This is a genomic window from Neptuniibacter sp. QD34_54, from assembly GCF_047778055.1.
GTDB lineage: Bacteria > Pseudomonadota > Gammaproteobacteria > Pseudomonadales > Balneatricaceae > Neptuniibacter.
In genome coordinates this window covers 1317499-1330122 of record NZ_CP180546.1, presented here as the reverse complement: position 1 = coordinate 1330122, position 12624 = coordinate 1317499, and the positions used below count along the sequence as shown (strand labels likewise).

Sequence of the window (12624 nt, the reverse complement as noted above, 5' to 3'; positions counted from 1 at the left end):
TCTAATTTTACTACCATTTTCGTTGTATTCTTCTAAGTTTGTTAGGAACTGGAATTTTTACCTACGCTTACTACAACAGATAACAAAAACAAGACAGTTTTGCGGCGTATATAGCCTCAGAAAGGATGGAGAAACATAATGAAATTACTTACCTCGGTTGTTGCTACAGGTATGGCACTTGGTTTAGCTTTTGGTGCTCAGGCAGGCACTTTAGAAGATGTACAAAAAAGAGGCAGCGTATCTTGCGGGGTAAGTACTGGCCTTGCAGGTTTTTCTCAGAAAGATGAGAACGGTACTTGGAGCGGTCTTGATGTAGACGTATGTCGTTCTGTTGCTGCTGCTGTTCTAGGTGACGCAAGCAAAGTTCAATACAAGCCTCTTACAGCTAAAGAGCGTTTCACCGCACTTCAGTCTGGTGAAATCGATATTCTTTCTCGTAACACTACTTGGACTCACACACGTGATACCTCTCTAGGTCTTAACTTTGCTGGCGTAAACTATTATGACGGTCAAGGTTTCATGGTTTCTAAAGACCTTGGCGTAAAAAGTGCGCTAGAACTAGACGGTGCAGCTGTATGTATCCAAGCAGGTACAACAACTGAACTTAACCTTGCAGACTACTTCCGTGCCAACGGCATCAGCTACAAAGCAATCACATTCGATACTTCTGACCAAACACGCTCTGGTTTCGAAAGCGGTCGTTGTGACGTCCTAACATCAGACCAATCTCAATTATACGCTCTACGTATAGGCCTAAAAGATCCTTCAGCAGCGATGGTACTGCCAGAAGTTATCTCTAAAGAGCCGCTAGGACCTGTTGTTCGTCAAGGTGACGATGCATGGTTTAACGTGGTTCGCTGGTCTCTAATGGCGATGGTTGAAGCTGAATTCCTAAAAATCGACAGTGCTTCTGCTGATAAAGCGAAAACAGAAGGAAATCCTTCTCAGAAACGCCTAATGGGTTCTGAAGGCGATGCAGGTCAAAAACTTGGCATTCCTGCTGATTGGGCATACAACATTGTGAAGCAAGTAGGTAACTACGCTGAAAGCTTTGAGCGCAATGTAGGTCAGGGTTCTCCGCTTAAAATTTCCCGTGGTCTAAACGCCCAGTGGAACCAAGGCGGTATCATGTACTCTTCACCAGTACGCTAAGGAAGGATCAAACAGAGGGGCATTTTTCATGCCCCTCTGCTATTTTTACTTATAACCTTCTGAAGATAAGTGCTTAATTATGTCTGAAAAGCCACAGGTGACGTCATCACCCTCCTTCTTCAACAACCCTAGAAACCGTTCAATTATTTACCAGCTGCTGTTACTAGCAGGTTTGGGGTATTTCTTTTACGGTATTATTTCTAACACGCTGGCTAACTTAGAAGCCCGCGGTATCAAAAGCGGTTATGACTTCCTGTTTACGACTGCCGGATTCGATATTCTAATGTCGTTGGTGCCATACGATGCAACGCATACTTATGGTCGTACATTTATTGTCGGTTTATTAAATACTATTCTTGTTTCGACAATCGGGATCATTCTTTCGACGATCGTTGGCTTTATTATGGGGGTTGCGCACTTCTCTCATAACTTACTGATCAGAAAGCTGGCTGTCGCTTATGTAGAAACTTTCCGAAACATCCCACTACTACTTCAGATTTTCTTCTGGTATTTCGCAGTATTGGCAGCACTACCAAGTGCTCGTCAAAGCTTGAGCCTTGGGGAAGTGATCTTCTTAAACGTTCGCGGCCTCTACTTCCCAGGACTAAATGCTGAAAGTGGTGCAGGTATTGTTTATGGTGCGATTGCTGCTGCCATTGCCTCTATCTTTATCCTCAAGCGTTGGGCTAAGAAACGTCAAGATGACACCGGCCAGCAGTTCCCAGTATTACAAGCTAGTTTGGCTATTCTGTTTGTTTTACCTCTTGTTGCCCTATTTGCAGCAGGCGTACCGTTCACTTGGGACTTCCCTGAGCTTAAAGGCTTTAACTTCCGAGGTGGTGTAACGGTTATTCCTGAACTGATGGCACTTGCCTTAGCACTTACGGTTTATACCGGAGCATTTATTGCGGAAGCAGTAAGGGCGGGTGTTCAAGCAGTACCTCATGGTCAAACAGAAGCAGCACGTAGTATCGGCTTAAAAGAGAGCAAGATCATGAAGTTGATCGTTGTTCCTCAAGCCATGCGCGTTATTGTGCCTCTGCTTAACAGTGAGTATCAGAGCCTAGTTAAAAACTCGACTCTGGCAACAGCGATAGGCTATCCCGATCTATTCACCGTATTTGTTGGCACGACACTTAACCAAACAGGTCAGGCGATCGAGATCGTATTTATGACAATGGCGGTTTATTTTGTCGTTAACATGTCCATTTCTTTTGTTATGAACCGCTTCAATGCAAGCGTTTCTCTGACTGAACGTTAATCGGGAGTGATGAAATGAAAGAATTTAAACCACTACCCGATCAACCAGCACCGCGTGATACTGTAGGTCCAATTCATTGGATCAGAGATAATTTCTTTGACTCAATATCCAATTCGATTGCAACACTACTTATCCTTGCAGGTTTAGTGACGGTAATTCCTCCTCTGGTCGATTGGCTATTTATCTCGGCCAATTGGGCTGGCGCTACTCAAGACGCTTGCACAAAAGATGGTGCATGTTGGGTATTTGTAAAAGCTTGGTCGAAGCAGTTCTTCTATGGTAGCTACCCTGCCGAAGAAATTTGGCGTATCAATGTCTGTTTAATTGCCCTAGTCGGTATCATAACCGCATCTAATATGCTGAGTAAGGAACTGCGCAACAAGGTCGCTATTCCTCTTTTCTTAGCACTACCTTTCCTGTCTATTTTGATTTTGGATGGTAGCTGGATCGGTTTGGAATATGTTTCCACTGATTACTGGGGCGGTTTCTCACTGAACGTTTTACTGGCGGCTGCGAGTATTATCGTTGCCTTCCCATTAAGCTTTTTATGGGCTTTGGGACGACGTTCTGATATGCCTTTTATAAAAAGTGTGAGCATTGTACTGATTGAGTTCTTCCGTGGTGTACCCGTTCTGGCTCTGTTCTTTATGGGTTCAGTAATGTTGCCACTATTTTTCCCTGAAGGAACAAATGTAGATAAGCTCGTTCGTGTATGGATTGTGCTTACGCTCTTTATGTCTGGTTATATGGCTGAGGTTTTCCGAGGCGGTTTTCAGGCTGTCCCTAAAGGGCAGTACGAGGCAGCGGATTCACTGGGTCTAGGCTTTTGGCAAAAAACCTTGCTGATCATCCTACCTCAAGTCATCAAGATCTCTATGCCAAACATTCTGGCAACATTTATCATGCTCTTCAAAAATACGACGTTCTTATTGATCATCGGTATCTTTGAAATGTTGAGTACTACTCAAACAGCACTTGCTAATTCAAGTTGGTTAGGCGGTCATTCTACTGAAGGTTACCTTTTTGTAGCCATAGTCTTCTGGATCTGCTGTTTCAGCATGTCCATGATCAGCGCATCAATTGAACGTAAACTCGACACAAGCCATAAGAACTAAGAGGTTTTCCTTGTGAGCATAGAACACGAACAACGTATCGAAAACAACGACGATATCATCGTTATCAAGGACCTCAACAAATGGTATGGCGAGTTCCACGTATTAAAAGATATCAACCTACGCGTTAAAAAAGGCGAGCGTATAGTTATCTGTGGCCCTTCCGGCTCAGGTAAGTCAACTATGACTCGCTGCATCAACAGGCTGGAAGAGTTTCAACGAGGTTCTCTTACCGTAAACGGTGTAGAGATGATTGAAGATGTGAAGAATATCGAAGCTATCCGCCGTGAGGTAGGTATGGTATTCCAACACTTCAACCTATTTCCTCATCTAACTATTCTAGAAAACCTAACGCTAGGACCTATCTGGGTTCAAAAGAAGCCTAAAAAAGAAGCTGAAGCAATCGCGATGAAGTATTTGGAAAGGGTTAAAATTCCTGACCAAGCGAATAAATTTCCAGGCCAGTTATCAGGTGGTCAGCAACAGCGTGTAGCTATCGCTCGATCCCTGTGTATGAACCCTGAAATTATGCTTTTCGATGAACCAACATCTGCGCTTGACCCTGAGATGATCAAGGAAGTGCTAGACGTAATGATCGAGCTAGCCGAAGAAGGCATGACGATGCTTTGCGTAACCCACGAGATGGGCTTCGCTAAGAAGGTTGCTGACCGTGTAATCTTTATGGATGCAGGTGAAATTGTGGAACAAAATACCCCAGAGGAGATCTTCCACAATCCACAAACAGATCGTTTACAGCTGTTCCTAAGCCAGATATTGGATCACTAATAGCCAATACCTAATAAAAACGAACTTTCCAGCGAAAGCAAAGCCGCTTACCTGTGTTACAGCTAAGCGGCTTTTTTTATTTTAATAATTTACTCTACAGGTTCCCCAGCTTCATCTTCTTCAACCATTTCAGTTTCCTGCAGAGCATCATTTACCCAAGCCTGAAGAGCGGGATGTTGTAAAACTGTCTGCATATAAGCAGAGGATTGCGGTGATAGCTCAATACCGTAAGTTACAAAACGCAAAACAGCTGGAGCGAAAAACACATCAACAATCGTAAAACTGCCAAATAACCAAGGCCCTGAATGTTGATGCGTAGCTCTTAATTCTGCCCAAAGAGCATCCATTCTTTGAATATCTTGCTGTGCTGCTGGGCTTAGCTCTATTTTACGTTTAGCTCGGCAGTTCATCGGCATCTCGTTACGTAACGCGTTAAAGCCAGAGTGCATTTCACTGACGATAGCTCGTGCTTTGGCCCGTTCAGACATATCACTCGGCCATGCAGCACCTTCTAGATAGCGCTCATTAACATACTCGCAAATAGCGAGAGAGTCCCAAACATTCAATTCACCATCGAGCAATACAGGCACTTTAGCTACGGGAGTATGCTGCTTTAACGTCTCATAAAATTCATCAGTGAAGAGGTTTATTTTAAGTTCATCAAATTCGACCTCAAAAGCTTTGAGCATCAACCAAGCTCTTAATGACCAAGACGAGTAGTTTTTATTCCCAATTATTAACTGCATAACATCCTCCGTATCTAGACCTAAGATTGTGGCAACTTGCTTTCTATCTGACTAACGAATAGTTTTGATAGCTCCTATTCGAAATATTGATGGATGACCCCTGTATGGATATAGATGCACTTCGCAGCTTTATCGCTTTTGTTGATACTGGAAGTTTTACTCGCGCGGCTAAACAGACCTTTCGTACGCAAAGTGCAATCAGCATGCAGATGAAAAAATTAGAAGAGGAAACAGGCCATAGCCTATTTACCAAAGAAGGGCGTAACCTTTCTTTAACCGACCAAGGCCAAGAACTGGTCAGTTATGCTCGAAGACTTATCGCTTTGCATGATGAAGCTATTGGACACTTTTCCATTACCCAAGCACAAAGACCATTAAGAATTGGATGCCCTGATGATTATGCGGAATCGGTTCTCCCACAACTATGCCAGCTTATCAGCGAAAGAATCCCAGATTTAAATTTTAATATTGAATGCAATTGCAGCAGTAAATTACGTTCAATGCTGGATTCGGGTGAATTAGATATCGCCATTCTTACCCGGGCGCCAGATGGCGACGAAGGCTTTGTACTTAAACATGACACCGGCGTATGGGTACATGGAGGTTATCCAGCACTGCTAGAGCAATCGCCACTGCCTTTGGTGTTATTTGAACCAGATTGTAAATTTCGAACCACAGCTGTTGATGGCTTAGAAAAGCAAGGGGTCGATTATCGTTTAGTTTGCGCTTCTTCCAGTTCAACTGCACTCAAGGGATTATTAAGAGAAGGCATAGGTATAAGCGCTATGGCGACTTCTAGCATTAGTAAAGATCTAGTGATCATTGATGAGAAACGCTTACCCCCTCTACCCTCTGTCGATATCGTTCTAGCGATCGCTCCTCGACCGCATCCTATGTTTGGCTCAGCTGTAGCGACGGAATTGAGTACAATTTTGTTAGAACAGAGCGAAAAAGCTACAACGCTTTAGCATAACGCTCTTTTAAGATAGCAACGCGCTCAACATAGGCTTTAGTTTCAGCATAGGGAGGCACGCCATTATAGCGTGTCACCGCTCCTGGGCCGGCATTGTAAGCTGCTGTACTTAGGGTGAGATCACCAGAGAAGTTCTGTAATAGCTGGGCTAGATACTTAGTCCCGCCCTCAATGTTTTGATTGGCATCCATGCTATTTGTAACCCCAAGATCTTTCGCTGTCGCCGGCATTAGTTGCATCAGACCTTGCGCCCCTACCCGAGAGACAGCATTAACTCGGAAAGCCGATTCAGCATGAATGACTGCACGGACCAAGGCTTCATCAACGCCGTATTTTTTCGACATCTCTTTAACTTGATCACTATGTGCATTCAAATTTAAAGGCGTGGTGTGCCAATTAACAGTTGAAGCTACACCACATGCAAAACAATCAAACCTCAGAACTTCAAATCCTATATTCAACGGTCTTTGATCTGAGAATGACAATACCCCGTCATCATTACGGTACTTATAAACTTTTTTGAGTGAAGAGGAGCTTTTATTGGTGTAGTTAACCTTCCTCTGCTTATCGCTAAGGTTGGTATATTCGACCCGTCCATCTGGGTGCACAATTTTCCGAATTTCGCCCGCAATAAGATTTACTGGCGTTAGCGAAACGAAAACACCAATAATCGTTAAAACTGCGGTTGAAGCCGTAGCTTTCCATATCTTCATAAACAGCAGTTTAGCAGCTATTAATCCCGGAGGTTAACCCTTCGCCATCACAGCTCTTTAGGGGGAAGAATTAATGAGGAAAACAGCAACCCTGTCACCAGCGCGATAGCAACAAAGCTCATGCTAAATGCCGTATCGATCCCTTCAAGCACATTCTTTTCAACCATAAGGGAGAGGCTCTGAAAACCAACACTTCCCGGTACCAGTAAGATAATACCCGGCATTAACATGACCGCTCGGGTAATCCCTGAAATACGCTCAAACAAGTTCGCTACCAAGCCTGTAATAAATGCGCCAATAAAAGCACCTAAGACCTGACCAAATAGCTGAGCCCCATACCAGGTTGCTGCAAAAGCAATACAACCACCTAGTACCACCCAATGCATATCAACTGGACGGCTCTGGAAAAGAAAGCACAGCCCGATGCCTGCATAGGCGATTGATAGCCATAGACTCCAGTCAGGCAGATACCATTCAAAGGTCACAGGTTGTGCTGGAAACAAGCCTGTTCCAATAGCATTACCAATGGCTACGCCAAAGCCTATCTGTAAGAATATAGTACCGGCATAAACCAATCGTGCTGTGCCCGAAACCATATTTTGCCGAGCCAACTCTGCTACTGCAGTGGTCAACGGCAAACCGGGGACTAACACAATCACCCCTGCAACTGTTGCAATATAGGGAGATGACAGCCACCCTAAACTAGCAACAAAATTGGCCACTAAAGCCGACAAAATCGCCGATAACGTCGGAAATAGATATTTAAGTGAATCAGTTTTTAAAAATTTAACCGCGATAAGTGCTGTGAGCATGCCGATAAAAAAAGCCACCAGCATCTCAGCTACAGCACCCCCTAAAAGGTGAGCGATACCTGCTGATAGCAACGCAAATCCAGCCATCTGACCTTTAACGCCAAACCTTGCACCTGAGTTAGAAATAGCTTTAAGTTGATGAGCACCTTCTGACACCTTGATAGATTCAGACATGACATCCCGAACCACCGTATTTACTTGGATCTGCCTCTCAAGGTTTACTTCGCCTTGATCTACACGGAAAACATAGGTTTTAGGCTCAGGCTCTTCTGGGTGTGAGAAGCTCATTATAAGGTTTGTAGGCTGCGCTAAACACTGAACACCAAAACCAAGGGTCTCACCCACTCGTTTCATCGTATTTTCTAGCTCATAAGCCGTCATCCCATAGGTGTGCAGAGCTTTGGCTAAGCGCAGCATAAAACCCACCGGCAAGGTTCTTGGCGGAAAGTTTGGCTGTTTATCTAATGAGTAATGATCAAGTAGATCAAACGACATAACGGCTTTGAATCCTCTATAGCCCTAAAACAAAAAAGGATAAATTATCGCTAATTTATCCTTTCCTAGATTCGATTGGCGAATTTTAATATCAGGTGATAACAGGTATCTCAGATTTAACATCTGCGTTTTGTGCTCGATCACGGAGTAAGTGATCCATCAACACAATTGCCATCATCGCTTCGGCAATTGGTGTTGCTCGAATACCCACGCAAGGGTCATGACGACCTTTCGTCACAACTTCAATCTCTTCACCGCGACTATTAATACTACGGCCCGGCAGACGCAAACTAGAAGTCGGTTTCAAGGCAATATGCGCAACGATATCTTGACCTGTAGATAAACCACCTAAGATACCACCCGAATGATTCGACAAGAAACCTTCAGGCGTCATCTCATCCCTGTGCTCCGTGCCTTTCTGTGAGACACAATCAAATCCATCACCAATCTCAACACCTTTTACAGCGTTGATGCTCATCAACGCATGAGCAAGGTCAGCATCAAGTCGATCGAAAATCGGCTCACCTAAACCAACAGGTGCGCCTGAAGCCACTACAGAGATTTTAGCACCTACAGAGTTACCCTCTTTTCGAAGCGCATCCATATAAGTTTCCATCTCAGACACAGCTTCGGCATCTGGAGAGAAGAATGGATTGTTAGGTACTTCATTCCAATCGAAGTTAGCTTCGTTAATTGCAATCGGACCTAATTGAGATAGGTAACCTTTAACTTCGATACCTTTAGACGCTAGATACTTTTTCGCAATAGCACCTGCTGCAACACGCATAGCAGTTTCACGCGCAGATGAACGGCCGCCACCACGATAATCACGGAAACCATATTTATGCGTATAAACGTAGTCAGCATGGGCTGGACGGAACGTCTCTTCGATATTGGAGTAATCTTTAGAACGTTGATCGGTGTTTTTGATCAGCAAGCCAATTGGTGTACCAGTAGTTTTACCTTCGAAAACACCCGATAAAATCTCTACTTCATCAGCTTCACGGCGCTGAGTTGTATGACGAGAAGTACCTGGCTTACGGCGGTCTAAATCTAACTGTAGGTCAGCTTCAGAAAGCTCGATGCCTGGAGGGCAACCATCAACAATACAGCCAAGAGCCTTACCGTGGCTCTCACCAAATGTAGTGACTGTAAACAGCTTACCGTAACTATTTCCTGACATCGCAGTATTCCATCCAAAACGTTCTTAAAAATTCAGGGCGGGATTATACCAAACAATCCCGATGTTGGCGCAGTTCCTTAGCAGTAATCGCAAAGACACCATTACCGCCGCGTTCAAACTCTAACCAAATGACCGGAATCTGTGGGTATTTCTCCATCATATGCACTTCACTATTACCTACCTCAACCACCAAAAGGCCATCTTCAGTTAGATAATCATTCGCTTGCGCAAGAATCTGACGTGTAATATCCAATCCATCAGGGCCAGAACCCAACGCTAGTTCTGGCTCATGATCGTATTCCTCCGGCATTGAAGCCAAATCGCTTTCGTCCACGTAAGGAGGATTACTCACAATCAGATCATACTTCTTACCCTGTAAGTTAGAAAATAGATCACTTTCAATAGCTTGAACACGATCACCCATTTCATGTTTCGCTATATTGATGTTAGAAACATCGATAGCATCAGAAGAGATATCGGCCAAATCAACTTCCGCTTCTTCGAAGGCATAAGCACAAGCTAAACCAATACAACCACTACCTGTACAGAGGTCCAAAACACGTTCAACCGGACCGTCTCGCAGCCATGGACTAAATTGATTCTCAATCAACTCAGCAATAGGTGATCGCGGAATTAGCACTCTCTCATCGACAAAGAAAGGTAATGAGCAGAACCAAGATTCGCCAATAATGTAAGGCAAGGGTCTACGCTCTACTGCGCGTTGATGAATAAAAGAGATGACCCGCTCTTTTTCTTCCTCAGTAAGGCGACCATCTAAAACTGCAGAGTTAACATCCCATGGAAGATAAACTGCACCTAATACGAGCTGAGTGGCCTCATCCCACGCATTATCAGTGCCATGACCGAAATAGACCTTATGTTGCGCAAATTGACTCATCGCATAACGGATGTAATCGCGTAAGCTGTGCAACTGGTTAGTAATAGAGTTTGAAGTTAAAGCTTGCTGGCTCATTCAGTCTGGACCGATATTTTGTTAAATTTAAAGGGCAATATTAATAAAACTCGCACAGGAACACCATGAAAGACCCCCGTGAGAATGAAGACATCGATTTTATGTCTGCAATGGAGGGCGTAACCCGCCATAAGCACGACAAAGCTGATACTCAAATAAAGAGATCAAAGAGTGACCTTCATAACAAGCAATACCGTCGCCAAGCTGCTATTCAGCAGGAAGATAAGGTCATCGATGGTTTATCCGATGAAGCAGTGGAGCTGGTGGAATCAAGCGAGGAGCTTTTATTTGCGAACCCTGGGGTACAGCTTCGTGTTCTAAAACGCCTGAAACAAGGGCATATCCCTTGGGAACAGGGTTTAGATCTTCACGGATACACAGTTGATCAAGCCCGCGATCAGCTCAGTAAATTTATTTTTGAAGCGAGAAGAAACAAAGCGAGATGCGTCATTGTCGTGCACGGCAAAGCGCATTCATCAGAAAGCCAGCAGGCAATGATCAAGTCTTACGTTAACGAATGGTTAAAACGCCTAAACGGAGTACTCGCATTCTGTTCCGCACAGGCAAAAGATGGCGGCGCAGGAGCCCTTTACGTTTTGCTTAAACGCGATAAATAGCTAATTGATCGGATCACCGTTTTCTAACGCTTCCAATCTATCTCGCGTTGCAAGCCGCCCATACTCGATGGCCTCTGTTGCACGATGAAACTCATAAAAGCTACATAGGTCTTTAGGAATACGCACAAGTAAATCAGGCGGGTAACCGGCAATTTTATATTCAGCTAAACTCGCCTGCATCACCTCCACAGAGTTAAGCAGGACATCCATACGCCCCCCGATCTCTGTCGGCTGATCGGCAGTAACCTCTTCACTGCCTTCAGCAGCATTCGCATCCAGCATATGCCATTCATCACTCATACCGCTGCGTTTTAAGTACTGATTACTTGGTAGCTGCAAATGACTATGGTTTGAATCCCCTGTATTCAAATCTACCGCAATAATAAGATCAGCTTGAGCAGCAACAACGGGGATGATTGGAAGAGGGTTTAGTATACCACCATCAACCAGCACTCTCCCCTCTTTGACGACGGGAGTAAATAAACCTGGAACAGCAACGGACGCACGAATGGCGTCAAGTAGTGGGCCTTTTTGGTACCAAACTTCTTTTTGATGAGCTATATCAGCAGCCACAGCTGTAAAATCAATCTCAAAATTTTCGATATTAGGCGAACCTAAAATTTCAGCCAACTGCACAAATATTTTGTCGCCACGAATAGCCCCTCGTGACAGGGTAAAATCTAATAACCTAACCACTCTCATCCAGTTGAGGCTGGTTACCCACTCTTTATATTCGTTTAATTTCCCGGCAGCGTGCATTCCTCCCACTAAGGCACCCATTGAGCTTCCTGAGATAGATACGATCTCATATCCTCGACGCTCTATCTCTTCAATCGCTCCGATATGGGCATATCCTCTCGCTCCACCACTACCAAGAACTAATGAGACTGTTGCCATAATGACCTCCTAAGCACTGAAAGCCAGGAAAATTAAGTTAGCGTTCGATCTCCTTTGAGCTTATTAAAGCTCTTCTTTATAAATCATGATTGTTACATCACCCGTTTTTGACTTTGTTCCAAAAGCTCCAACGGGGTGTACATTCACTTGCTGAGCCAAAACGCCATTAGTGATTAACTTCGCTTTTAACTGATTACCCTGTTCCAGGGCACTATTAAGTTTTTCCTGATAGGAACCGGCTGTAAAATCGGCAGAAACAATCCAAATTTGTTGCTTGGGATTATTTTGAATGAAGGCTAAAAGTCTTTGGAAGCCTTCTTCAGTATCAACATACTCTTGAACCAACTCACTCTTATCTGAAACAGAACGATCAGAAGCCATTTCCAAAACATCTAATCGCAAATAAACTTTTTTATTGCCTCTCTGGACTGAATACAAAGCGAAGTAACGTTGATTAAGCTTGAAGCTAGCTACTCGTTGAGTGGTGTCAATACCGTATAATCTCGAATACTTAAAAATGGTATTCGCCCATTGATTACTGCTACCGCATGCCCGCCCCTGACAATTAAATTGCTCGACTGCTCCCTGCTCCTCTAACTGCGCTGAGAAAAATTGGAATGCTTCACCGGAGGAATGATTTTGAGGAATGCGGTAGGTCAGTTGAAACAATTTACCGTTTAAACGCTCTTCTTTTTCAGGGGCAATAACGCCATTAATTTTCTCCAAGCCGCCCAAAACGAAACGATAATCCGCGTTTTCTATCTCTTTATACTGAACAATGGTAGATCGAGGAAAGCGCTCAAATAAGCCATAGTCACGACTTCCTCTAACATCGGAAGCAGACTGAACATTCATTGATAAAATTAAAAACAAACAAGGTACTAAAAAACGCATTCAATACTCC

At 44.0% G+C, this 12624-nt stretch carries 13 protein-coding genes; 6 read left to right on the top strand and 7 right to left on the bottom strand.

All coding sequences use genetic code 11. The annotated features are described in order from the left end of the window. Positions 1-138: 138 nt before the first annotated feature. The 4 genes from ACMXYP_RS06020 to ACMXYP_RS06005 all read left to right on the top strand — a co-directional run bounded on the left by ACMXYP_RS06020 (position 139) and on the right by ACMXYP_RS06005 (position 4311). Positions 139-1152, top strand: a complete 1014-nt coding sequence (locus tag ACMXYP_RS06020) for an amino acid ABC transporter substrate-binding protein (RefSeq protein WP_415884114.1) — start codon at positions 139-141, stop codon at positions 1150-1152. 79 nt (positions 1153-1231) lie between these two features. Further along, a complete protein-coding gene (locus ACMXYP_RS06015; RefSeq protein WP_415884113.1) occupies positions 1232-2413 on the top strand; it encodes an amino acid ABC transporter permease in 1182 nt (393 codons plus the stop codon). 14 nt (positions 2414-2427) lie between these two features. Then, positions 2428-3528 carry an amino acid ABC transporter permease gene (locus ACMXYP_RS06010; protein ID WP_415884112.1) on the top strand — a complete coding sequence of 367 codons (1101 nt, stop codon included), beginning with the start codon at positions 2428-2430 and terminating at the stop codon, positions 3526-3528. A gap of 12 nt (positions 3529-3540) precedes the next feature. Then, positions 3541-4311 (top strand): amino acid ABC transporter ATP-binding protein, encoded by a 771-nt coding sequence (locus ACMXYP_RS06005; protein ID WP_415884111.1) that lies wholly within the window; start codon positions 3541-3543, stop codon positions 4309-4311. A gap of 89 nt (positions 4312-4400) precedes the next feature. Here ACMXYP_RS06005 and ACMXYP_RS06000 read toward each other — a convergent pair whose 3' ends face one another. Further along, a complete protein-coding gene (locus tag ACMXYP_RS06000; protein ID WP_415884110.1) occupies positions 4401-5057 on the bottom strand; it encodes a glutathione S-transferase family protein in 657 nt (218 codons plus the stop codon). A 104-nt stretch (positions 5058-5161) separates the two neighbouring features. On the opposite strand from ACMXYP_RS06000, the gene ACMXYP_RS05995 reads away from it, so the two are divergent. After that, positions 5162-6025 (top strand): LysR substrate-binding domain-containing protein, encoded by an 864-nt coding sequence (locus tag ACMXYP_RS05995; RefSeq protein ID WP_415884109.1) that lies wholly within the window; start codon positions 5162-5164, stop codon positions 6023-6025. On the opposite strand, the gene ACMXYP_RS05990 is transcribed toward ACMXYP_RS05995, so the two are convergent. The 4 genes from ACMXYP_RS05990 to prmB all read right to left on the bottom strand — a co-directional run bounded on the left by ACMXYP_RS05990 (position 6012) and on the right by prmB (position 10206). After that, a complete protein-coding gene (locus ACMXYP_RS05990) occupies positions 6012-6743 on the bottom strand; it encodes a lytic transglycosylase domain-containing protein (protein ID WP_415884108.1) in 732 nt (243 codons plus the stop codon). The genes ACMXYP_RS05995 and ACMXYP_RS05990 overlap by 14 nt on opposite strands. A gap of 47 nt (positions 6744-6790) precedes the next feature. Further along, positions 6791-8050 carry a threonine/serine ThrE exporter family protein gene (locus ACMXYP_RS05985; RefSeq protein ID WP_415884107.1) on the bottom strand — a complete coding sequence of 420 codons (1260 nt, stop codon included), beginning with the start codon at positions 8048-8050 and terminating at the stop codon, positions 6791-6793. Between the two features lie 91 nt (positions 8051-8141). Continuing rightward, a complete protein-coding gene (gene aroC / locus ACMXYP_RS05980) occupies positions 8142-9233 on the bottom strand; it encodes a chorismate synthase (protein WP_415884106.1) in 1092 nt (363 codons plus the stop codon). A 43-nt stretch (positions 9234-9276) separates the two neighbouring features. Then, a complete protein-coding gene (prmB, locus tag ACMXYP_RS05975) occupies positions 9277-10206 on the bottom strand; it encodes a 50S ribosomal protein L3 N(5)-glutamine methyltransferase (protein WP_415884105.1) in 930 nt (309 codons plus the stop codon). A 65-nt stretch (positions 10207-10271) separates the two neighbouring features. Here prmB and ACMXYP_RS05970 point away from each other — a divergent pair, with 65 nt between their 5' ends. Next, positions 10272-10823, top strand: a complete 552-nt coding sequence (locus tag ACMXYP_RS05970; protein WP_415884104.1) for a Smr/MutS family protein — start codon at positions 10272-10274, stop codon at positions 10821-10823. Here the strand turns inward: ACMXYP_RS05970 and ACMXYP_RS05965 are convergent, their stop codons facing one another. Together ACMXYP_RS05965 and ACMXYP_RS05960 are read right to left on the bottom strand one after the other, a co-directional pair. Further along, the gene (locus ACMXYP_RS05965; protein WP_415884103.1) at positions 10824-11720 is read right to left on the bottom strand and encodes a patatin-like phospholipase family protein; all 897 of its coding nucleotides are present in this window, start codon (positions 11718-11720) and stop codon (positions 10824-10826) included. It lies immediately after the preceding gene. A 63-nt stretch (positions 11721-11783) separates the two neighbouring features. Beyond that, positions 11784-12614, bottom strand: coding sequence for a DUF4892 domain-containing protein (locus ACMXYP_RS05960; protein WP_415884102.1), 831 nt, complete (start codon positions 12612-12614; stop codon positions 11784-11786). Positions 12615-12624 lie beyond the last annotated feature (10 nt).